The sequence below is a fragment of the Roseateles cavernae genome (assembly GCF_040187885.1).
GTDB lineage: Bacteria > Pseudomonadota > Gammaproteobacteria > Burkholderiales > Burkholderiaceae_C > Roseateles_E > Roseateles_E cavernae.
In genome coordinates this window covers 429,571-451,583 of the sequence record NZ_JBDPLH010000003.1, presented here as the reverse complement: position 1 = coordinate 451,583, position 22,013 = coordinate 429,571, and the positions used below count along the sequence as shown (strand labels likewise).

The following is a 22,013-nucleotide window of genomic DNA, read 5'->3' as shown; positions in this document are numbered from 1 at the left end:
CCGCCTTTGTCTTGGCCGAAGCCGTTTTTTACTTACTGGGCGCTCTTGGGCTGACCCGCCAGCTGTTGGGCAGCCGACTTGGCCGGAATCAGCGCGATCAGCTGGGCGTAGCTGGGGTTGTTGCTGTTCAGCAGATCCAGCTCGCCGCTGGCGCGGGCGCGCTCGAGTTCGGCCAGCACCTGGGCGCGGGTCGTCGTCGAGCCGGTCGCCTTGATGGCGACGCCGGACTCGCTGTTCAGGCCGTCGAGCTCACCGGCCTGGCGGGCGCGTTGCAGCTCGGCCACGACGGCGCTACGGCTGGTCGTCGAAGCCGTGTTGATGGTGGTGCGGCCGAAGACATCGGGGTTCTCGCTGTTCTGGGCGACCAACTCGCCGGCATTGCGGGCACGCATCAGCTCGGCGACGACTTCTTCACGGCTCAGGCCATTGGCCATCGCGGCACCGGCGGTCAACAGGGTCAGGGCAATTGCGGTCAGCTTCTTCATGATGAGTTCCTTTACGGTTGTTGGAGAACACCGCCGACCTTGTGTGTCGATCCGCCGTGTCCATGGATGCAACTGTAAAACTCACCACTCGGTAAAAAAACTAGGCCAGCATGAATGGACCGTTCAAGAAATAAGAAGAATCCATGACAGGGTTAGCCCTGAGCCGTCAGTTTGTGCGATCAGCGGTGCTTGAACGCCGGTTTGCGCTTGTTGATGAAGGCATCCATGCCCTCGCGCTGGTCCTCGGTGCCGAACAGCGCGTGGAAATAGCGCCGCTCCACATTGACGCCGTCGATCAGTGGGCCCTGGTAGGCCAGGTTCACCAGTTCCTTGATCAAGGCCACCGAGGGCGCGCTGAAGCCGTTGATCTGCTCGGCTGCGGCCAGCGCCTCCTCCAGCAGCTTGTCCGCCGCGACGACGCGAGACACCAGGCCGCCCCGCTCGGCCTCGGCCGCATCCATCATGCGGGCGGTCAGCAGCATGTCCATGGCCTTGCTCTTGCCGACCGCGCGCGGCAGGCGTTGCGTGCCGCCAGCGCCAGGGATGATGCCCAGCTTGATCTCGGGCTGGCCGAACTTGGCCGTGTCGGCGGCGATGATGAAGTCGCACATCATCGCCAGCTCGCAGCCACCGCCCAGCGCGAAGCCGGCCACCGCCGCGATCACCGGCTTCCTGACCTGCAGAATGGTTTCCCAGTTCTTCGAGATCAGGCCGCTCTTGAAGGCGCTCATGAAGTTGTGCGGGGCCATCGTCGGGATGTCGGCGCCGGCCGCGAAGGCGCGCTCAGAGCCGGTCAGCACGATGCAGCCGATGCTGTCGTCGGCATCGAAGGCCAACAGGGCCTGGCCCAGTTCGTCCATTAGCTGGTCGTTCAGCGCATTGAGCTGCTTGGGCCGGTTCAGGGTGATCAGGCCGGTCTTGCGCTCGCCCTCGCCCTGCACAGTGCTCAGGATGCATTCATAAGTCATTCGGGTCTCCGTGGGTCTTGTGGCTCGATGGGCGCAACTATAGGGTCAGGCGCGGCCTGCAGCGGCGGGGCTTTCAGCATCAGGTCGAGGTGGCTGCCGTCGTCCTGGCGTATCAGCAGCCGCACCGGCAGGTATTGCAGGCCCGGCGCCAGCCAGACCTCGGCCTTCAGGTCCTGGACACGGCCCTCCCCGTGGTCGAACAAGGGCCGCAGATGCCAGGCGCTCAGCGGCCCCATCGGCGTGTGCAGCTCCTCCTCGCCAATCACCTCGTAGCGCCAGCGGTAGAGCCGGCGTGGCAGGGCCAGGGGCATCTCAATGACCAGGCCCGGCCGCAGCGTTTCACGCCCGGTCAGGAACAGCCAGGTCAGATGCACGAACTGACTGGCCGCATCCTGCACGCCCGGCGGCTGGGGCTGCGCCTTGCCATCGGCCAGCAGCAAGACCTGACCCTCGAACGAGATCTTGCTGTGCCTCGCATCGCGCAGCAGCATCTTTGTGTCCTCGTCATAGCGCTGGGGCGCTATTCCCTCGGGCGTCAGCAGCCCGTCGCTGCTCATGCGGCGTGTGATCAGCGGCGCGAAACGGGCGCCGACCAGTACATCGAGGTGCACCTGGTAGCGCCGACCCTGGCGCAGCCATTGCACCTGGGCCTCCCCCTCCAGCGGCCCGCGGAAATTGCCTTGCAGGCGGTAGCTGAGCTGGGTGGACAGCGGCCACTCCGGGCCGGGCTCGGCCGGCTCGCCCAGCGCGAGCTCTGCTGCAGCGGGCAACTCGGCCGGCGCCGACAACTCTGCCAGCGCCTCCAGCACGGGAACTTCGGGCAGCGGCGCCAGCACGCTGCTGTGCAGTGGCTGGGGCTTCTTGAGCCTGGGCATAGGCGCCGGCGCGGCCAGACGCTTGGGCGGTGCCTGCTCGACCAGTTCGCGGACAAAGGCCGCCGCCAGCCGTGGCGGCGCCGCTTCGCCTGGCGGCCCCAGCTGCAGCGTGCGCCCCAGCCAGCCATGCGCCAGCAGCACCAGCAGCACGATCAGGGCCAGCAGGCCCCGGCGCTTCAGCCGCCCAGCCATGCCCGGCGCAGGCCGAGAGCGCGCGCCGGGGCTTTCTCGGCCGGACTCAGCCGCACCGGAGCGCCGACCTGAGGCTCCAGCGGCAGACACAGGTTCAGGCTCAGCACCCGCTGGTCGCGCGCCACCAGCAGCGCCATCTGGCTCAAGCGTTCGGGCGCCAAGGTTTGCAGCGCCTCGTCGAGCTTGCGCAAGCGCCAGCTGTTGCAGGCCAGGATCTCATCACCGGCCGCCAGGCCGCCGGCCAGCGCCGCCGAGCCCTGCAGCACCTGCTTGACACGGATGCCGTCCGTCTCGCTGACGCGCAGGCCCAGGCGCTGGGCCAGGCTGGCCTTGTCGCTGCACCAGCGCAGCCCGACGCGCTCCAGCAGCGCCGGCAGCGGCAGATCCTCGGTGCCATGCACCCACTGCCGCAGCTCCTCGGCCAGCGCCGCACCGCCGGCCTCTGCGACCACGGCCAGGATATCGGCCTCGCTGATCGGCCCGCCGCCGCTGCGCTGCCACAGCAGGCGCAAGACCTCATCGAGACTGGCCCCGCGGGACGGTCCCTGGGATTGGCTGCGCAGGCTCAGGTCCAGCGCCAGCGCCAGCAGCGCGCCCTTGGCGTAATAGCTGACGGTGGAGTTGGGCGTGTTCTCGTCCTGGCGGTAGTAGCGGATCCAGGCATCGAAGCTGGCCTGGGCCAGGCTTTGCTGCTTGCGCCCCGGCACGGCCAGCACCGCGCTGATGGTGGCGCTGAGCAGCTTCAGATAGCGGGCCTCGTCGATCAGGCCGCAGCGGCGCAGCATCAGATCGTCGTAGTAGGAGGTGAAGCCCTCGAAGAACCACAGCAGCTCGGTGTAGTTCTCCTGGCTGTAATCGAAGCTGGCGAAGGTATCGGGGCGCAGGCGCTTGACGTTCCAGGTGTGGAAGTACTCGTGGCTGATCAGGCCCAGCAGGCGCAGATAGCCATCCGAGACCTCCTGCTGCCCCAGCACCGGCAGATCGCGGCGCGCCGCGATCAGCGCGGTGCTGGCTCGGTGTTCGAGCCCGCCATAGCCCTCGTCCACCGCATTGAGCAGGAAGACATAGCGCCCGAACGGCAGTGCCGGCCCGGCGCCGCGCCGCTCGCCGTGCCAGAGGGCGATCTGCGCCTCGCAGATGCGTTGCGCATCGGCCAGCAGCCGCGTGCCGTCGAACACCGGCTGCGCGCCGCTGACCACCAGCTGATGCGGCACGCCGGAAGCATTGAACTCGCCGCGCCAGAAGCGCCCCAGCTCGAAGGGATGGTCGATCAACTCGTCGTAATCGGCCGCCTGATAGCTCGACACGCCGGTGGCTGTCATCGAAGTGGCGACCTGCCAGCCCTCGGGCAGCCCCGCCAGCTCGATGCCATGGCTCTGTGCCTCCTTGCCATGGGCGCGCAGGCACAGGCTGGCGCCATTGAAGAAGCCACGTTGCGCGTCCAGAAAGGCGGCCCGCACCGAGCTGTCGAAGGCATAGACCTGGTAGCTGACGACCAGCGCGCCACGACCGCTGCAGCGCGCCTCCCAGCTGCATTTGCTGGTCTGGCGCAAGGCCACCGCGCGGCTGCCCTGGCGCGCCTGCAGGCCGCCGAGATGGCGCGAGAACTCGCGCACCATATAGCTGCCCGGTATCCAGACCGGCAGGCTCAGCGCCTGCGTTTCGGCCGGCGCCGGAATCGTCAGCGTGAGCTGGAACAGATGCGCATGGGCATCGGCGATCTCGATCTTGTAATTGATCATCCGTTCAGCTGCCCGCAGCACCCAGGAAGCAGCACAGGCCGGCGATCGCACTGAGCCGGAATCGCAAAGTCAGCCAGGCACCGGCGCCCAGGGCCGGATAGCAACGCCGGTCGACCAGATAGCAGACCACCAGCATCACCCCGTGCACGACCAGGCCCGCATAGGCCGGCATCACCACCGCCACCCAGGCCAGCAGCGAGGGCACGACACCCCAGATAAAAGGCTGCGGCGACGGGATTTGCTGCCTGAAACCCAGGCCCCAGTGAATACCGCCCAGAAAGGACACGACCACGGCGGCATAGGCCGACAGCCCCAGCGCCGCGAAGGCATGGGCGTCGGCGTTGAAGCCGGCCAGCAGCCAGACCAGGGCGGCACCCAGCACAAAGGGGATCAGCCCGGCATAGGCCAGGCGCTGGGCCAGCGGGTTCGATGACAAGGGGGGGCTGGCGCTCGCGGCAGCAGGCATGCGTCGCTCCGAAATGGGAAAAGAGTCGAGAGAAAGAGGTCAGGACTTGTTGGCAGCCAGGCGGCGCTCCAGCTGCTCGGCGCTGATCGCGCCCGGGGCGCGGCTGCCGTCCTCGAAGATCACGGCCGGCGTGCCGTTGACCTGGTGCTTGCGCGCCAGCGCCAGATTGCGCTCGATGGCCGCGTCATCGCAGCTGGTAGCGGGCTTGGGCGGCACCTTGCCCTCCAGCATCCAGGCCATCCAGGTCGCGGTACTGTCCTTGGCGCACCAGATCGCGCGCGACTTGTCCGGCGAGTCGCCGCCCAGGATGGGGATCAGGAAGGTGTAGACGGTGATGTCCTTGACGTCCTGCAGGCTGCGCTCGAAGCGCTTGCAATAGCCGCAGTTCGGATCGGCGAAGACGGCGATGCGGCGCTTGCCATTGCCGCTCTTCCAGACCACCGCATCCTTCAGCGGCAGCGCGGCGAAATCGATCTGGTTGAGCTTGTCGACTCGCTCAGCGGTCAGATTGCGGACCGGGCGTGCCTTCACATCGATCAGCTCGCCCTCGATCAGATAGCTGCCGGTCGGGTCGGTGTAGCGGATCTCGGTGCCGATGCGGATCTCCCACAGGCCCGGAAAGGCGGCGGCGCGCACCTCGTCGATCTTGGGCAGATTGGGCAGGCGCTCGCTCAGGTTCTTGCGGATCACTGCCTCATTGGCCTGGGCCAGCGGCGCGCACAGCAGCAGGGCCAGGCCCAGCGATTTCATCTTCAGCATCGGGACATCCTCGATTCAATGTGATTCACAGACCCAGCGCTCGCGACGTCAGCCAGCGCTTGACGGGCGGCAGCCGGTTCAGCAGGCCCATGCCCTGGTTGCGCAGTCCGCGCAGGGCCGGGGCCTCGCTGGCAAAAACGCGCAGCAGGCCATCAGTCAGCTCGCCCATGGCCCAGGTCGGCGCGGCCCGCTCGCGCGCATAGCGGCGCAGCAGGCGCTCGTCGGACACGGCCCGCCAGCTTTCACGCTGCCGCAGCACCCGGGCCAAGGTTGCGACATCGGCCAGGCCCAGATTCAGGCCCTGGCCGGCCAGCGGATGGACCAGATGGGCGGCGTCACCCAGCAACACCCAGCCGGGCCCGCTGACCGCATCGGCCCGGGCCAGCGCCAGCGGCCAGGCGGCACGCGCGCCGCTCAGGCGCAGCGCGCCGGCCTCGCCACCGCTGGCCGCCATCAAGGCCTGCTCGAACTCGGCCTCGCTGGCCGCCAGCAACTCGGCCGCGCGGGCCTCGGGCAGGGACCACACCAGGCCGTAAGAGCGGGCCGGCGCCGGCCGCTCAAAGGGCAGCAGGGCCAGCACATCGGGTGAGCGGAACCATTGCCGCGCGACACCCTGGTGCGGCCGGTCCGCGACCAGGCGGGCGGCGATCGCATGGTGTCCGTAGGCCTGCTTGTCAAAGTGCACGCCTAAAGCGGCGCGGCCGGCCGAGTCGCGCCCCTCGCACAAGGCCTGCAGCTCGGCCGCCACCGGCTGGCTCACGCGCCGCACATGGGGCGCAAAGCCGACCGCCACGCCCAGCTGCTGATCCAGCGCGCCGGCATCGACGATATAGGCCAGCTCGCGCACGCCCTGCTGCCAGGCGGAGAAAGCCAGCTGGCCGGCCGCCTGATCGCCCTGCACCTGCATTTCATAGACCGGGCTGATGGCATCGGGCGGCAGCGCGTCCCAGACCCTGAGCTCGCGCAGCAGGGCCACCGAGGCGGCATTCAACGCATAGGTGCGCAAATCGTCATCACGCGGCGCGGCCGGCGCGACGCCGCCGAGCAAGGCCACGCGCAGCCCCTGGGCGCCCAGCGCCAGCGCCAAAGCCCGGCCTACACAGCCCTCACCACGCACCAGGATGTCGACTCTTTCCATGGCGCGCATTGTAGGAGGCGCCGGCGCAGCGGCCGGGGGCGATTAAAATGCCCGTTTTGCCATTCGGCCCCAGCGAAAGTTCCCCCATGAGCCTCAAATGCGGCATCGTGGGCCTGCCCAATGTGGGCAAGTCCACCCTGTTCAACGCCCTGACCAAGGCCGGCATCGCCGCCGAGAACTACCCCTTCTGCACCATCGAGCCCAATGTGGGCATCGTGGAGTTGCCCGACCCGCGCCTGCAGCAGCTGGCCGAGATCGTCCAGCCCGAGCGCGTGGTGCCGGCCGTGGTCGAGTTTGTCGACATCGCCGGCCTGGTGGCGGGCGCCTCCAAGGGCGAAGGCCTGGGCAATAAGTTCCTCTCGCACATCCGCGAGACCGATGCCATCGTCAATGTGGTGCGCTGCTTCGAGGACGGCAATGTGGTCCACGTCAATGGCCGCGTCGACCCGATCTCCGACATCGAGGTGATCCAGACCGAGCTCTGCCTGGCCGATATGGGCACCGTGGAGAAGAGCCTGCACCGCTACAACAAGGTGGCGCGCGCCGGCGACAAGGAGGCGATCGCGCTGGTCAAGGTGCTGGAGAAGTGCGAGGCCGCGCTCAATGAAGCCAAGCCGGTGCGCACCATCGACTTCAGCAAGGAAGAGCTGGTGCTGCTCAAGCCGCTGTGCCTGATCACCGCAAAGCCGGCGATGTTCGTGGCCAATGTGGCCGAGGACGGTTTCGACAACAACCCCTTCCTGGACCGCCTGAAGGAATACGCGGCCGCGCAGAACGGCCCCGTGGTCGCGATCTGCGCCAAGACCGAAGCCGAGCTGTCGGAGATGAGCGACGAGGACCGTGCGATGTTCCTGGCCGAGATGGGCCAGGAAGAGCCGGGTCTGAACCGCCTGATCCGCGCCGGCTTCAGCCTGCTGGGCCTGCAGACCTATTTCACGGCCGGCGTCAAGGAAGTGCGCGCCTGGACCATCCACAAGGGCGACACCGGCCCGCAGGCCGCCGGCGTGATCCACACCGACTTCGAACGCGGCTACATCCGCGCCCAGACGATTGCCTTCGAGGACTTCATCCAGTTCAAGGGCGAGCAGGGTGCGAAGGACGCCGGCAAGATGCGGGCCGAGGGCAAGGAGTACGTCGTCAAGGATGGCGACGTGCTGAATTTCCTGTTCAACGTCTAAAAAAACGAGCGGCATTGCGGCCACACCGGCCGCAAGCTCTGGGCTAGGATGGGGCGGATGCCGCGCCCTCATCGTCTGCTCACCAGCTGGCCCATGCAGGCCCTGGCTTTGGCCCTGGCCTATGCGCTGCTGGGCCTGCTGACGGTCAAGCTGGCCGTCCCCCCGAACTACGCCTCGCCGCTCTACCCCGGCGCCGGACTGGCGCTCGCCGCCGTGCTGTGCCTGGGCCGCCAGGTCGCGCCGGGGATCTGGCTGGGCTCCTTCGGCGTCAATCTCTGGCTGGGCCAGGACATCGGCCTGAACTCCCTGCTGGTGCCGGCGCTGGCCGGTCTCGGCGCGACGCTGCAAGCCCTCGCAGGGGCCTGGCTGGTCGGGCGCTGGATCAGCCAGCCGCTGACCTTGTCGGAACCGCGCGATCTGGCGCGCTTCTATCTGCTCGGCGCCGGCCTGGCCTGCGTGGTCAGCGCCAGCTGCGGCACCGCGGCCCTGCTGCTGGTCGGCGCCATCACGCCGCCCGAACTGGCCGCCAACTGGGCCTCCTGGTGGCTGGGCGACACGGTGGGCGTGCTGATCGGCGCGCCCGTGGCCCTGACCCTGCTGGCGCAGCCGCGCAGCGCCTGGGCGCCGCGCCGGCTCAGCGTCGGCCTGCCGCTGTTGATCGCGACCCTGCTGATGGCCCTGGCCACACTGAAGGTCGGCGAGTGGGACGCCCACCGCGAGCGCAGCAATTTCGAACGCGAGGCCGCCGCCGCCGCCAGCGCGCTGGAGACCGCGCTGCGCGAGCCGCTGGGCGCGCTGGAAGCCATGCACGGGCTGCTGCTGGTGGCGCCGCAGATCAGCCGCGCCGACTTCGAGCGCGGCAGCGCCGCCTACTTGCTGCCTGGAGGCAATCTGCTGGCCCTGGGCTGGGCCGCCGATCTGGCCCGCGCCGATGTCGCGGCCTTCGACCAGCAGGCCCGGGCCGATGGCCTGCCCGGCTACCAGGCCCGGGATCGCCAGCGGCCCGGCGACTTCAAGCCCGAGGCCGACGAGCCGATGCTGGCGATACGGCTGATCGAACCGCTGGCGCGCAACGCGCCGGCCCTGGGAGTCAACATCCGCTCCATACCGGCTTCGCGCCAGGCCTTGCAGCGAACCCAGCGCACCGCCCTGCCCTCGGCCACCGCCGGCTTTCAGCTCTCGCAAGACAGCGGGGTCTCGATCGGCGTGGTCATCTATCAGGCCCTGTATCGGGGCCAGCCCAGCACCGAGGCGCAACGCCGCCAGACACAGCGCGGCGTGGTGTTCGCCACCATCCGGCCCGATCTGCTGGTGCAGACCGTCTCGACCACGATGCCGGCCCATCTGCGGATCTGCCTGGTCGACACCGATCCGGCCGCCCCACACCGGCGCCTGGCCGGCCCGGACGGCTGCGAAACCCTGCCCAGCGCGGTGCCGCACACGCTGCGCCCGGTCAGCTTCGCCGGCCGCAACTGGGACATCGTGATCTACGCGCCACAGGGCGGGCCGCGCGAGTCGGGCCGCAGCAGCTGGGCCTTCGCGATGGTGGGTCTGCTGTGCACCGCGTTGCTGGGGGCACTGCTGCTGACCGTGACCGGCCGGGCGCGCCGCATCGCCGACTTGGTGCAGGAGCGCACGGCCGAGCTGCAGCACGAGGTCGGCGAGCGCGAGCGCGCCTCGCGCGCGCTGGTCGAGAGCGAACGGCGCTTCCGCAATATCTTCGACAACGTGCCGATCGGCATCATCTTTGCCGACCTCGACGGCATGCCGCAGGAAGCCAATCCGCACATCTGCCGCATGCTGGGCTATGCGGCCGAGGAGCTGCTCAGCCGGCGCAGCCTGGCCATCACCCATCCGGATGACCGCAGCGAAGACGTGCGCCTGGCCCGCCTGCTGCTGGCCGGCAAGATCGGCATGTACCGGCGCGAGAAGCGCTATCTGGCCAAGGATGGCCGCATCGTCCATGGCCGCGCGCTGGTCAGCCTGCTGCGCGACGCCAAGGGCGAGCCCTATCGCCTGGTCGGCGTGGTCGAGGACATCACCGACCAGCTGAAGATGCGTGAGCTCGAGCATGCCCGTGCGCTGGCCGAGGCGGCCAACCGGGCCAAGAACGAGTTCCTGTCGCGCATGAGCCACGAGCTGCGCACGCCGCTGAACGCGATGCTGGGCTTCACCCAGTTGCTGGAGATGGACCGCACGCAACCGCTGTCGGAGCGCCAGCGTGGCTGGGCCGCCCAGGTCCAGCAGGCCGGCTGGCATCTGCTGGAGATGATCAACGACACGCTGGACCTGTCGCGCATCGAGTCGGGCTCGATGAAGCTGGATTTGCAGCGCCAGAACCTGGCCGAGCTGCTCGACGATGCGCTGGCCCTGATCGAGAAGCCGGCCGGCCAGCGCGGTATCTCGATCCACAAGAACCTGGACCTGCAGGCGCTGCACGCCCTGGGCGATGCGACCCGGATCCGCCAGGTGCTGACCAATCTGCTCAGCAATGCCGTCAAATACAACATCGAGGGCGGCAGCATCACCATCGGTTCGCAGCGGGTCGATGCGCTGAGCGTCGAGCTCAGCGTCAGCGACAGCGGCCTGGGGCTCAGCCCGGCCCAGCTGGCCGCGCTGTTCCAGCCCTTCAATCGCCTGGGCCGCGAGCACAGCGGCACCGAGGGCACCGGCATCGGCCTGGTGATCTGCAAACGTCTGGCCGAGCTGATGGGCGGCGCCTTGACGGTCAGCAGCGTCGAAGGCCGGGGCTCCCGCTTCGCGCTGCGCCTGCCGGCCGCGACCGAGGCCGGCCCGCAGACGGGCGCCAGCGCCGTGCCGAGCACCGAGCCGGCCTATGCGGCGCCCAAGCGGGTGGTCTATATCGAGGACAACGCCACCAATGTCGAGGTCATGCGCGGCATCCTGGCGCAGCGTCGGCAGATCCTGCTGGAGGTCCATGCCGATGGCCGCAGCGGCCTGGCCGCCGTGCTGGCCGATCCGCCCGATCTGCTGCTGCTGGACATGCAACTGCCCGACACCACCGGCCTGGCCCTGCTGCAGGCCTTGCGTGCAGCGCCGCAATGCGCGGCGCTGCCGGTGGTGGCGGTGTCGGCCAATGCCCTGCCCGACCATATCGAGCGCACCCGCGCCGCCGGTGCCCAGCACTACCTGACCAAGCCGGTCGAGGTACGCGAGTTGCTGGATCTGCTGGACGAGTTGCTGGGCGGCGCCGGGCCGCAGGCAAAATAAGGCACTCCTGCCCACCGTTTTGAAGGTCCTGCCGCTCATGAGTTCCAACGAACTGGCCCCTGCCCCGTCCACCGCCCTGCTCGCCGCCGACGCCCGGTCCGCGCGCGCCAGCGGCCAGTACCTGAGCTTTCGCATCAGCGCCGAGGAATACGGCATCGACATCCTGAAGGTCCAGGAAATCCGCTCCTACGAGGCGCCGACCCGGGTCGCCAACGCACCGGCCTTCGTCAAGGGGGTGGTCAATCTGCGCGGCGTGATCGTGCCTATCGTCGATCTGCGCCTGCGCCTGGGTCAGGCGGCCGAGTACAGCAGCTTCACGGTCGTGATCGTGCTGAATGTCTGCAACCGGGTGGTCGGCATCGTCGTCGACTCGGTCTCCGATGTGCTGGAACTGAAGGCCGGCGAGATCATGGCCGCTCCCGAGGTCGGCTCGGCCATCGATACCCGCTTCGTCACCGGCCTGGGCAAGGTGGCCGAACGCATGCTGATACTGCTGGACATCGAAGGCATGGTTGGGAGCCCGGATTTCGGCCTGATCGACTGAGACCAAGCTACCCATGTTAGTACCCGCTTACGCGGGGATTGTTCATGAATATGAACTGCAGCATTGACCCCAGCGGTTTAGCACTCTTTTGTGGGGAGTGCTAATATTGGCCCCGTTGGAGCCATGGGCTCCGTTTGGCTGAGGACATTCAATGACCACACCTACTGCACTGGCTGTTCGTGACCCCTGGGCTCTGCTGCCCTCGCTGGGCAATCTGGATGCCTACATCACGGCCGTGAACCGCCTGCCGATGCTGACCCCGGAGGAGGAGCTGTCCTTCTCGCGCCGCCTGCGCGAGCACGGCGATCTGGAGTCCGCCGGCCGCCTGGTGCTGTCGCATCTGCGTCTGGTCGTGTCGATCTCGCGCCAGTACGTCGGCTATGGTCTGCCGCAGGGCGACCTGATCCAGGAAGGCAATGTCGGCCTGATGAAGGCGGTCAAGCGCTACGACCCCGAGCAGGGCGTGCGCCTGGTCAGCTACGCGATGCACTGGATCAAGGCCGAGATCCACGAGTACATCCTGAAGAACTGGCGCATGGTCAAGGTCGCGACGACCAAGGCCCAGCGCAAGCTGTTCTTCAATCTGCGCTCGATGAAGCACAGCCTGAAGGAAGAGGCGGCCGAGGGCCAGACACACCGCAACACGCTGACCGAGGCCGAGTTGGAGCATGTGGCGCGCGAGCTCAACGTCAAGCGCGAGGAAGTGCTGGAGATGGAGACGCGCCTGTCGGGCGGCGATGTGGCACTGGAGCCGCAGACCGACGACGACGGCGAGAGCTTCGCCCCGATCGCCTATCTGGCCGACGACAGCCAGGAGCCGACCCGGGTGCTGGAAGCCCAGGCACGCGACGATCTGGCCGGCAACGGCATCAGCCGCGCGCTGGCGGTGCTTGATGACCGCAGCCGCCGCATCGTCGAGGAGCGCTGGCTCAAGGTCAACGACGACAGCTCGGGCGGCATGACCCTGCACGAGCTGGCGGCCGAGTACGGCGTGTCGGCCGAGCGCATCCGCCAGATCGAGGTCGCGGCGATGAAGAAGATGCGCAAGGCGCTGGCAGAGCCGGCCTGAGCACCTTCACCGCCCCATCAAAAAGCCCCTGCTCGCAGGGGCTTTTTTTCATTCAGGCCTTCTCGGCCAGCAGCAGCTTCAGGTCATCGGTCAGCGCCTGGGCGCCCGAGCCATAGCGCGAGAACACCCGCACCCGGCCTTGTGCATCGAACAGAAAGCTCGCGGCCGTGTGGTCCATCGTGTAGGAGCCTTCGGTCTTGCCAGCCACCTTGGCGTAATAGACCTTGAACTCCTTGGCCACCGCCTTGGTCTGCTCCTCGCTGCCGCGCAGCGCGACAAAGCTCGGGTCGAAGCTGGCCAGATAGGCCTTCAGCAACGCCGCGGTATCGCGCTCCGGATCTACCGTGACAAAGATGCCCTGCACCCGCTCGCCGTCCGGGCCCAGCGCCTTCTTGACCTGGGCCAGCTCGGCCATCGTGGTCGGGCAGACATCGGGGCACTGCGTGAAGCCGAAGAACACCACCAGCACCTTGCCCTTGAAGTCGCCCAGCGTGCGGGGCTGGCCGTCCTGATCGCTCAGATTGAGCTGACGGGCATATTCGGCGCCGGTCAGATCCACGCCCTTGAAGGCCGGCTTGGCGGTGTTGCCGAAGCCGAGCTGGTCGCAGCCGGCCAGCAGCAGGGACGAGGAGACGGCGGCGAGACCGAGCAGAAGGTGGCGTTTGTTCATGACAGCAGGGGCATCAGGTAATGGTCCAGCAGCAGTGCGGCGAACAGCAGCGACAAATGCCAGATCGAGAAGCGGAAGGTGGCACGCGCCAGCTCGTCCGAGTAATGGCGCCAGAGTTTCCAAGCATAGCCACAGAAGCCCAGGCCCAGCACGACGGCCGCCACCAGATAGATCCAGCCGCTCATGCCGGTCAGAAAGGGCAGCAGGGTCGCGGCCAGCAGGATCCAGGTGTAGAGCACCACCTGCAGCTTGGTGTAGTCGGCGCCATGGGTGACCGGCAGCATCGGCAGGCCGGCTTTCGCATAGTCCTCGGCGCGGTACAGGGCCAGGGCCCAGAAATGCGGCGGGGTCCACAGAAAGATGATCAGGCACAGCATCAGCGCCTCGGGGCCGACCTCGCCCCGCAGCGCCGCCCAGCCCAGCACCGGCGGCATCGCGCCCGAGGCGCCGCCGATCACGATGTTCTGCGGCGTCGCCGGCTTCAGTATCACCGTGTAGATCACCGCGTAGCCGACAAAGGTCGCAAAGGTCAGCCACATCGTCAGCGGGTTGACCCAGAACCACAGGATGGCCGAGCCCAGCGCACACAGCACGGCCGAGAACGTCAGCGTCTGCGCCCGGCTCAGCTGCCCCTTGGCGGTGGCGCGCCAGGCGGTGCGCTTCATCTTGGCGTCGATCTGCTCCTCGATCAGGCAGTTGAAGGCGGCGGCCGCGCCGGCCACCAGCCAGATGCCGGCGGTGGCCGCCAGCATCACACCCCATTGGGCACTGCTGGGCATGCCGGGCACGGCCAGCGCCATGCCGATGACGGCGCAGAACACGATCAGCTGCACGACGCGGGGCTTGGTCAGCTGGTAGAACTGCTGGAAGCGCGAGGCCGGCAGCGCGGAAGAGGAAGCTTGGGTCATGGCGAGGGTCGGGCCGCCTGAGACAGGCGTGCCAGCATAAAACTCAGCAGTGTCAACAAGGCGGCCGCGCCGCCGGTATGGGCCAGGGCCGCGATGATGGGCCAGTCCAGCACCACATTCGACAGCCCGCTGATCAGCTGCCAGACGGCGACCAAGAGCAGGCGGCGCGACCAGCGGCGTGCATCGGCGGAACCACCGTGCCACAAGCGCCAGGCCAGCAGGCCCAGCACCGCGAAGACGACCAGCGCGCCGATGCGATGCACCATATGGATGGCGGTCAGCGCGGCAAAGGGCAGCCAGGCGCCGTCGGCCCCGACACCCAGCTTGCGCCACAGCGTGAAGCCCTGCCCGAAGTCCATCGCCGGCCACCACTGGCCGGCATGGCATTGCGGGAAGGCGTCGCAGGCCAGCACCGCGTAATTGGTGCTGACCCAGCCGCCCAGCGCCACCTGGGCGATGGACAGTGCCAGCAGCAGCCAGACCGCGCGCCGCAGGCCGGTGCTCAGCAGCAGCGGCTTGTGCTGATAGCCCTGGGCCTGCCAGGCCAGCAGCATCAGCAAGCCCAGGCCGCCCAGCAGATGCAGGGTCACGATGGCCGGGAACAGCTTCATCGTCACGGTCAGCGCACCGAACGCGCCCTGCATGCAGACCCAGACCAGGGTCAGCGTGGCCCACCAGGGCGAGACCTGCAGATTCTTGCTTCGCCAGCTGAGGGCACACAGCACCAGGATCAGGAAGCCGACGCCGCTGGCCAGATAGCGGTGGATCATCTCGACCCAGGCCTTGCCGTGCGTGACCGGGCCGGTCGGCATCGCGGTCTGCGCCGCATGGATCTCGTCCTTGGCGCCCAGGGGGCTGGCACTGCCATAGCAGCCCGGCCAGTCGGGGCAGCCCAGGCCCGAATCGCTCAGGCGCGTGAAGGCGCCGAAGATGACCAGATCGAAGGTCAGGAACAGGGTCAGCAGGGTCAGCGCGCGCAGCCGCTGCTGCGGCGTCGCGCCCTTGGAACGCAGCGCCAGCCACAGCAGCGGGCCCGCGCCCAGCAGGGCACCGGCCAGCAGCAGCTGCCACAGCGGCGACAGATCGATCAGCTCGGTACCCATCAGCGCCCCGGCTTGTCCCAGCTCGCGTTGGCCTTCAGCACGCGATTCAGATCGTTCTTGAGCTTGCCCGGCACGGGATCGACCGGCGAGCGCAGCATCCAGCGGCCCATCGGGTCGATCAAATAGAAGTGGTCCTGCAAGACCTGACCCTGGGCCGGCTTGAGCCAGGCCTGCAGCTGCTCGCGCGGCGCGCGCAACACGGTCACCGGCACGCCGGCCGCCAGGGCCTGCTGCAGCTCGGGGCGCAGCGGCGCGTCATCGGGAATCAGCAGCAGCTTGTCGACCTTGTCGCGCTCTTTGCCCAGCATCTCGCGCAGCTGGCGCTGCATATAGAGGCGGTCCTCGCAGGCCTTGGCACAGTTCGAATCCTGCACCAGGGTCAGCAGCCACTGCCCCTTCAGCGACTCGACGGGCACCGGCCGCCCGGCCAGGTCGCGCAGCGCCAGCGCGGCCGGCAGCTCCACCGTCGGCTCGATCAGATCGCCGTAGGGCTTGCCGCTGAGCTTGAGCACATAGAAGCTGAAGTAGGACGCGATCACCGGCGCCGCGCAGGCCAGCACCACCAGCAGCATGTTCAGCCGGCCGGCGCGGGTGCGCTGCTGGGCGGCCATCGCGCCCGGGTCGGGCAGGCTGTGCACGCTCATCGACAGGGGCTCGCTGTCAGAGCGAGCGGAGGCGGGGGCGGACGAGTTGGAACCAGACATAAAGACCCAGGAACAGCGCAGCGAGCGCAAACCATTGAAAGGCGTAACCGTAGTGCTTTTGCAGGCCGGCCTGCGGCACCGGCCAGTCGCGCAGCAGGCCGTCATCGGCCGCATCGGCCTGCTGGATGACCGTCAGCGGCAGCAGTGGCCGGCCGATCTCCTGCGCATAGGCAGCGGAACTCAGATTTTGCCGGATCGCGCCGCTGGCCGGCGCCGGCAGCTCAAAGGCCCTCGATGGCGATGCCGCCAGGCGCCCGCTCACCTCGACCGGATCGGTGCTGCTGCGCAGCGCCGGCACCTGCGCGAGCTGCCGCTCGTCGCGCGCCACCCAGCCGCGCTGCACCAGCACAGCCTCGGCCCGGTTCTCCAGCTGCAAGGGCGTCAGCACATAAAAGCCGACCCGGCCATTCATGGGCCGGTTGTCGAGGAACACCGTCCGGTCGGCCAGCCAGCGCCCGCGCAGCAACACCCGGCGATGCAGCAGGCCCTCGGCCTGTGCCGGCGCGACGGCCAGCTCGGCCGCCTCCAGTGGCGGCAGCGCCCCACGCTGATCGAGCGCGGCCTGCCAGGCGCGCTTCTGCGCCGCCCGGTCCAGCTGCCAGAAACCCAGGCGCGCGGCCAGGCCCACCGCCAGCACGGCGGCCAGCAGCACGACCCAGCGACGGCCGGCCGCCGTCATGGCCTCCCCCCGCTGGACAGCCCGGTGGAATAATCGGCAGCCATGAAAACCGTTTTTCTGCTCGCCTTCATCGGCATCCTCGGCGCGCTGGCAGCCGCCGGCCTCTTCATGCTGCGCAACAGCGGCGGCAAGCCGCGCGGGATGGCACGCGCGCTGGCCGTGCGGGTGGGCGTGTCGGTGGCGCTGTTCCTGTTCATTCTGCTGAGCTACTACATGGGCTGGATTCAACCGACCGGGGTGCCGCTGGCACGCTGACGAACACGCCAGCAAGCAATGAAAAAGCGCCGCTGCTAGCGGCGCTTTCATTTCAGCGCGAGGCCGCGCCCATCATCACATCCAGTAGACGACGACGTACAGGCCCAGCCACACAACGTCGACGAAGTGCCAGTACCAGGCCGCGCCCTCGAAACCGAAGTGGCGATCCTTGGTGAAGTGGCCCTTGTGCAGGCGCAGCGTGATGAACAGCAGCATCAGCATGCCGACGAACACATGGAAACCGTGGAAGCCGGTCAGCATGAAGAAGGTCGAGCCGAACACGCCGGAGCTGAGCTTGAGGTTCAGGTCGCGGTAGGCATGCATGTACTCGTAGCCCTGCACGAACAGGAAGACGATGCCCAGCAGCACGGTGGCCCACATGAAGGCAATGGTCTTGCCGCGCTTGCCGTCCAGCATCGCATGGTGAGCGATCGTCAGCGTCACGCCCGAGGTCAGCAGCAAGGCGGTGTTGATGGTCGGCAGCGGCCAGGGGCCCATGGTCTGGAAGGGCTCGACGATGCCGGCCGGCGAGGCCGTCATGCCGGCCGCGACGCTGGGCCACAGGGCCTTGAAGTCGGGCCACAGCAGCGCGTTCTCCAGGCTGCCCAGGCTCGGCACCGACTGGATGCGGGCCCAGTACAGCGCGCCGAAGAAGGCGGCGAAGAACATCACTTCGGAGAAGATGAACCAGCCCATGCTCCAGCGGAAGGAGACATCGATGCGGTCGCTGTAGAGGCCGCTCTCGCTCTCGCGGATCGCGTCGCCGAACCACTGCGTCAGCACCACGGCCCACCACAGCAGGCCGAAGCCCAGCGAGTAGGCGCCCCAGTCATGCCCGTTGATCCACTGGCCCGCGCCCAGGATCACGAAGAACAAGCCGATGGCTGCCATGACCGGATGCCGTGAGGGGCCGGGCACAAAATAGTAGGGGGTCTTCCCCGCCGTGGTCGCTGCCGACATATTTTTCTCCTCGAACTTAATCTCTGTTCAGTTCCGCTGACTCTCAGGCGCCGGCCACACCGCTGCCGATCACCCAGTTGACCAGCAGCACCAGCACCAGCACAAATAGCAGGGCCCCGATCACCCCGGCGATGATCACATGCACCGGATTGAGCTTGGCCACATCTTTCTCATAGTCGGCGCCGCGCCGCACACCGAAGAAGGCCCAGGCGATCGCCTTGACCGTCTGCAGGAACGAGGCCGGCCGCGCCGCCGCTTCTTTCAGATCCTGACCGGCTTTCACAGCTTGGCCTCCGGCTGCACCAGTGCCTGCTGCTGCCCCTTGCCCGCCACCTCGAAGAAGGTGTAGGACAGGGTGATGGTCTTGACGTCCTTGGGCAGCTTGGGATCGATCACGAAGGCCACCGGCCATTCCTTCTTCTCGCCCGGCTGCAGCGTGTACTCGTTGAAGCAGAAGCACTCCAGCTTGTTGAAGTGGGCCGTGGCCTGCTTCGGGGCATAGCTGGGAATCGCCTGCGCCGACATCGCGCGCGACTGGATGTTCTGGAACTCGTACATCACCGTGGTCAGCTCGCCCGGATGCACCTCCAGATGCCTGACGGCCGGCTTGAAGTCCCAGGGGCCGCGCGCATTGGCGTCGAACTCGATGGTGATCTTGCGGCTGTAGTCGATCTGGCTGTTCTTGACATCCTCGGCACGCAGCGCGTGCTGACGCTCCGAGAGCGACAGCACATTGATGCCCAGCGCGGTGCAGATGGCGTTGTAGACCGGCACCAGCGCGTAGCCGAAGCCGAACATCAGCGCCACCACCAGGCTCAGCTTGCCCACCAGCTGCAGATTGTCTCTGCGCAGCGCGGCGGCGAGCATGTCGAGGCGGCTTTTCATGGCGATCTCAGGCACCCAGCATCAGGATCTTGGCTGTGAAGCCGATGGCGAACATCGCCGCCACCGAGGCCAGGATCAGGGCCAGGCGCAGATTCTTCCTGCGTTGCTCAGGCGAGTTCATCGGTCAGTCCTCAGCCAATCACCTTGGTGGCGCTGGCATTGAGCTTGGGCGGCTCCTCGAAGGTGTGGAACGGGGCCGGCGACGGCACTTCCCACTCCAGGCCTTCGGCGGCTTCCCAGGGCTTTTGCGGCGCCTTCTCACCCTTGCCGCGCATCATCGGCAGGACCACGAACAGGAAGAAGTAGACCTGCATGAAGCCGAAACCGAAGGCACCGACCGAGGCAATCGCGTTGAAGTCGGCGTACTGCATCGAGTAGTCGGCATAGCGACGCGGCATGCCGGCCAGACCCAGGAAGTGCATCGGGAAGAAGGTGATGTTGAAGGTGATCAGCGAGCCCCAGAAGTGGATCTTGCCGCGGGTCTCCGAATACATCACGCCGGTCCACTTCGGACCCCAGTAATAGACGCCGGCGAACATCGAGAACAGCGAGCCGGCCACCAGCACGTAGTGGAAGTGCGCGACGACGTAGTAGGTGTCCTGCACCTGGATGTCGATCGGCGCCATCGCCAGGATCAGGCCGGTGAAGCCGCCCATCGTGAACACGAAGATGAAGCCCACGGCCCACAGCATCGGGGTCTCGAAGGTCATCGAACCGCGCCACATCGTGGCCAGCCAGTTGAAGATCTTCACGCCGGTGGGCACCGCGATCAGCATGGTCGCGTACATGAAGAAGAGCTGGCCCGTCACCGGCATGCCGGTGGCGAACATATGGTGGGCCCAGACGATGAAGGACAGGATCGCGATCGAGGCGGTCGCGTAGACCATCGAGGCGTAGCCGAACAGGCGCTTGCGGGCGAAGGCCGGCACGATCTGGCTGACGATGCCGAAGGCCGGCAAGATCATGATGTAGACCTCGGGGTGACCGAAGAACCAGAAGATGTGCTGGTACATGATCGGGTCGCCGCCGCCGGCCGGATTGAAGAAGGCGGTGCCGAAGTGGCGGTCGGTCAGCGTCATCGTGATCGCGCCGGCCAGCACCGGCATCACCGCGATCAGCAGGTAGGCGGTGATCAGCCAGGTCCAGGCGAACATCGGCATCTTCATCAAGGTCATGCCCGGAGCGCGCATGTTCAGGATGGTGACGATGATGTTGATCGAACCCATGATGGACGAGGCGCCCAGGATGTGCATCGCGAAGATGCCGGCATCCATCGACGGACCCATCTGCAGCGTCAGCGGCGCATACAGCGTCCAGCCGGCGGCGGGGGCGCCGCCGGGCATGAAGAAGCTGGCGACCAGCATCAGCGCGGCCGGGATCATCAGCCAGAAGCTGAAGTTGTTCATGCGCGCGAAGGCCATGTCCGACGCGCCGATCTGCAGCGGGATCATCCAGTTCGCGAAGCCGACGAAGGCCGGCATGATGGCGCCGAACACCATGATCAGGCCGTGCATCGTGGTGAACTGGTTGAACAGCTCGGGGTTCACGAACTGCAGGCCGGGCTGGAACAGCTCGGCACGGATGGCCAGGGCCAAGAGGCCGCCGATCATCAGCATCGTGAACGAGAACAGCAGGTACAGGGTCCCGATGTCCTTGTGATTGGTGGCAAACACCCAGCGCCGCCAGCCCGTCGGGGCATGGTGGTCGTCGTGATGGTCATGAACGTCGTGACCGTGATGGTCGAGCACTGCACTCATCTTGCTTTCCTTTTTTCGACGTCCGGGCTTACTTGCGAGCCGCCACGATTTCGGAGGGCTGAACGATCTGACCGGTCTTGTTGGTCCAGCTGTTCTTGGTGTAGGTGATCACGGCGGCGATCTCGGTGTCCGAGAGCTGCTTCCAGGCCGGCATCGCGCCGTTGGCAGCGCCGTTGAGCAGCACCGCGATCTGCTTGCCATGATCGGTATCCAGCACCAGCGGCGAGGCGTCCAGGCGCTTGATCGGGCCGGCGCCGGTGCCGTCGGCCTTGTGGCAGGCGGCGCAGTTGGCGTTGTAGACCTTCTCGCCGCGCGCCACCAGGGCCGCCAGCTCCCAGACCTTGCTCGGATCGTCGGCCTTGGCGGCCAGCTTCTTCTTCTCGCCGTCCACCCACTTGCTGTAGTCCTCGGCCGAGACCACCTTGACGTGGATGGGCATGTAGGCATGTTCCTTGCCGCACAGCTCGGCGCACTGGCCGTAGTAGTCGCCGATCTTCTCGGCGCGGAACCAGGTGTCGCGCACAAAGCCGGGGATCGCATCCTGCTTGACGCCGAAAGCCGGCACCATCCAGGCGTGGATCACGTCGTTGGCCGTCGTGATGATGCGCACCTTCTTGTTGACCGGCACGACCAGCGGGTTGTCGACCTTGAGCAGGTAGTTGTCGACGGCTTCGGGCTTGCCGGAGTCGGACATCTCGCGCTGCGTCGCGTCCAGCGTGGCCAGGAAGCCGATGCCTTCGCCCTCGCCCTTCAGGTAGTCATAGCCCCATTTCCACTGATAGCCGGTGGCCTTGATGGTCAGGTCGGCATTGGTGGTGTCCTTCATCGCAACGACCACCTTGGTGGCCGGCAGGGCCATCAGGATCACGATCACGAAGGGCACGACGGTCCAGGCGATCTCGACCTTGACGCTCTCGTGGAAGTTGGCCGACACCGCACCCTTGGACTTGCGGTGCTTGAAGATCGAATAGAACATCACGCCGAACACGGCGAAGAAGATGACCAGGCAGATGACCAGCATGAAGTTGTGCAACCACATCTGTTCGGCAGCGATCTTGGTGACCGGCTCGTGCAGATTGATCTGGTTGACCTTGGGGCCACCTGGCAAGTCATTCACCGCCAAGGCCGCCTGGCTGGCCAGCGTGGCACCGAAGGCCAACGCCAGCTGGCTGATCTGGCGCCTCAGCTGATGCACTCGTGCGTTCATCATCGTCATGGTCGTCGCTTCTAGTTCAAATTCAACCCACGGACTTAGCGGCAGAGAACGGTGTCGTTCGCTGCCGCTACATCCTTCGCAATCTTCGCCCGGGACCAGGCCTCGCCTCTATCGGACACAGCGGGCGCAAAACTTCGGTGATTCACCTCTTGCCCGCCACCCCGTCGCACAAGACGACTGACCTGAATCAACAAGGGACTCGGGCCAATATGGCTGGAACCTGATCGGC

23 protein-coding genes are annotated in these 22,013 nt (G+C 67.1%); 5 read left to right on the top strand and 18 right to left on the bottom strand.

The annotated features are described in order from the left end of the window. Positions 1–32 precede the first annotated feature (32 nt). The 7 genes from ABGI63_RS12715 to ABGI63_RS12685 all read right to left on the bottom strand — a co-directional run bounded on the left by ABGI63_RS12715 (position 33) and on the right by ABGI63_RS12685 (position 6,625). A complete protein-coding gene (locus ABGI63_RS12715) occupies positions 33–485 on the bottom strand; it encodes a DUF4148 domain-containing protein (RefSeq protein ID WP_349742748.1) in 453 nt (150 codons plus the stop codon). A 179-nt stretch (positions 486–664) separates the two neighbouring features. Beyond that, a complete protein-coding gene (locus tag ABGI63_RS12710) occupies positions 665–1,453 on the bottom strand; it encodes an enoyl-CoA hydratase (protein ID WP_349742747.1) in 789 nt (262 codons plus the stop codon). Continuing rightward, a complete protein-coding gene (locus ABGI63_RS12705; protein WP_349742746.1) occupies positions 1,450–2,520 on the bottom strand; it encodes a DUF3108 domain-containing protein in 1,071 nt (356 codons plus the stop codon). Before ABGI63_RS12705 ends, ABGI63_RS12710 begins: the two co-directional genes overlap by 4 nt. After that, entirely contained in the window at positions 2,505–4,262 is a 1,758-nt protein-coding gene (locus tag ABGI63_RS12700) for a M61 family metallopeptidase (RefSeq protein ID WP_349742744.1), read from the bottom strand. The genes ABGI63_RS12705 and ABGI63_RS12700 overlap by 16 nt, the downstream gene beginning before the upstream one ends. Before the next feature lie 4 nt (positions 4,263–4,266). Then, entirely contained in the window at positions 4,267–4,728 is a 462-nt protein-coding gene (locus ABGI63_RS12695; protein WP_349742743.1) for a DUF3429 domain-containing protein, read from the bottom strand. A 39-nt stretch (positions 4,729–4,767) separates the two neighbouring features. Next, on the bottom strand, positions 4,768–5,487 hold the full coding sequence (locus ABGI63_RS12690) for a DsbC family protein (protein WP_349742742.1): 720 nt from the start codon (positions 5,485–5,487) through the stop codon (positions 4,768–4,770). A 25-nt stretch (positions 5,488–5,512) separates the two neighbouring features. Continuing rightward, positions 5,513–6,625, bottom strand: coding sequence for an FAD-dependent monooxygenase (locus tag ABGI63_RS12685; RefSeq protein WP_349742741.1), 1,113 nt, complete (start codon positions 6,623–6,625; stop codon positions 5,513–5,515). Positions 6,626–6,711: 86 nt separating this feature from the next. Between ABGI63_RS12685 and ychF the strand changes: the two genes are divergently transcribed. The 4 genes from ychF to rpoH all read left to right on the top strand — a co-directional run bounded on the left by ychF (position 6,712) and on the right by rpoH (position 12,647). After that, complete coding sequence (gene ychF, locus ABGI63_RS12680; protein ID WP_262971168.1) at positions 6,712–7,803, top strand: redox-regulated ATPase YchF; 1,092 nt, start codon at positions 6,712–6,714, stop codon at positions 7,801–7,803. Between the two features lie 57 nt (positions 7,804–7,860). Then, on the top strand, positions 7,861–11,034 hold the full coding sequence (locus tag ABGI63_RS12675; protein ID WP_349742740.1) for a CHASE domain-containing protein: 3,174 nt from the start codon (positions 7,861–7,863) through the stop codon (positions 11,032–11,034). Between the two features lie 37 nt (positions 11,035–11,071). Then, positions 11,072–11,578, top strand: coding sequence for a chemotaxis protein CheW (locus ABGI63_RS12670; RefSeq protein WP_349742739.1), 507 nt, complete (start codon positions 11,072–11,074; stop codon positions 11,576–11,578). A 151-nt stretch (positions 11,579–11,729) separates the two neighbouring features. Then, entirely contained in the window at positions 11,730–12,647 is a 918-nt protein-coding gene (gene rpoH / locus ABGI63_RS12665; protein ID WP_349742738.1) for an RNA polymerase sigma factor RpoH, read from the top strand. A 52-nt stretch (positions 12,648–12,699) separates the two neighbouring features. On the opposite strand, the gene ABGI63_RS12660 is transcribed toward rpoH, so the two are convergent. From ABGI63_RS12660 to ABGI63_RS12640, 5 genes are read right to left on the bottom strand one after another with little or no spacing between them, the layout of a single operon-like run. Next, complete coding sequence (locus tag ABGI63_RS12660) at positions 12,700–13,317, bottom strand: SCO family protein (RefSeq protein WP_349742737.1); 618 nt, start codon at positions 13,315–13,317, stop codon at positions 12,700–12,702. Then, positions 13,314–14,225 (bottom strand): heme o synthase, encoded by a 912-nt coding sequence (gene cyoE, locus ABGI63_RS12655; RefSeq protein ID WP_269837892.1) that lies wholly within the window; start codon positions 14,223–14,225, stop codon positions 13,314–13,316. Before cyoE ends, ABGI63_RS12660 begins: the two co-directional genes overlap by 4 nt. After that, positions 14,222–15,328, bottom strand: coding sequence for a COX15/CtaA family protein (locus tag ABGI63_RS12650; RefSeq protein ID WP_349742736.1), 1,107 nt, complete (start codon positions 15,326–15,328; stop codon positions 14,222–14,224). Before ABGI63_RS12650 ends, cyoE begins: the two co-directional genes overlap by 4 nt. Next, positions 15,328–15,972, bottom strand: a complete 645-nt coding sequence (locus tag ABGI63_RS12645) for an SCO family protein (RefSeq protein ID WP_349742735.1) — start codon at positions 15,970–15,972, stop codon at positions 15,328–15,330. The genes ABGI63_RS12650 and ABGI63_RS12645 overlap by 1 nt, the downstream gene beginning before the upstream one ends. A gap of 16 nt (positions 15,973–15,988) precedes the next feature. Beyond that, positions 15,989–16,711 carry an SURF1 family protein gene (locus tag ABGI63_RS12640; protein WP_349742734.1) on the bottom strand — a complete coding sequence of 241 codons (723 nt, stop codon included), beginning with the start codon at positions 16,709–16,711 and terminating at the stop codon, positions 15,989–15,991. 42 nt (positions 16,712–16,753) lie between these two features. Between ABGI63_RS12640 and ABGI63_RS12635 the strand changes: the two genes are divergently transcribed. Further along, positions 16,754–16,966 carry a DUF2909 domain-containing protein gene (locus ABGI63_RS12635; protein WP_272645476.1) on the top strand — a complete coding sequence of 71 codons (213 nt, stop codon included), beginning with the start codon at positions 16,754–16,756 and terminating at the stop codon, positions 16,964–16,966. A 75-nt stretch (positions 16,967–17,041) separates the two neighbouring features. Here ABGI63_RS12635 and ABGI63_RS12630 read toward each other — a convergent pair whose 3' ends face one another. The 6 genes from ABGI63_RS12630 to coxB are packed head-to-tail and all read right to left on the bottom strand — an operon-like array spanning position 17,042 to position 21,775. Next, a complete protein-coding gene (locus tag ABGI63_RS12630; RefSeq protein WP_137943120.1) occupies positions 17,042–17,926 on the bottom strand; it encodes a cytochrome c oxidase subunit 3 in 885 nt (294 codons plus the stop codon). A gap of 43 nt (positions 17,927–17,969) precedes the next feature. Continuing rightward, complete coding sequence (locus ABGI63_RS12625; RefSeq protein WP_171018254.1) at positions 17,970–18,209, bottom strand: DUF2970 domain-containing protein; 240 nt, start codon at positions 18,207–18,209, stop codon at positions 17,970–17,972. After that, on the bottom strand, positions 18,206–18,811 hold the full coding sequence (locus ABGI63_RS12620; RefSeq protein ID WP_349742733.1) for a cytochrome c oxidase assembly protein: 606 nt from the start codon (positions 18,809–18,811) through the stop codon (positions 18,206–18,208). Before ABGI63_RS12620 ends, ABGI63_RS12625 begins: the two co-directional genes overlap by 4 nt. Positions 18,812–18,818: 7 nt before the next feature. Continuing rightward, positions 18,819–18,932 carry a cytochrome oxidase small assembly protein gene (locus tag ABGI63_RS12615; RefSeq protein WP_262971178.1) on the bottom strand — a complete coding sequence of 38 codons (114 nt, stop codon included), beginning with the start codon at positions 18,930–18,932 and terminating at the stop codon, positions 18,819–18,821. Between the two features lie 10 nt (positions 18,933–18,942). Further along, a complete protein-coding gene (gene ctaD / locus ABGI63_RS12610; RefSeq protein ID WP_349742732.1) occupies positions 18,943–20,568 on the bottom strand; it encodes a cytochrome c oxidase subunit I in 1,626 nt (541 codons plus the stop codon). 28 nt (positions 20,569–20,596) lie between these two features. Continuing rightward, positions 20,597–21,775, bottom strand: coding sequence for a cytochrome c oxidase subunit II (gene coxB / locus ABGI63_RS12605; protein WP_349742900.1), 1,179 nt, complete (start codon positions 21,773–21,775; stop codon positions 20,597–20,599). Between the last annotated feature and the right edge of the window lie 238 nt (positions 21,776–22,013).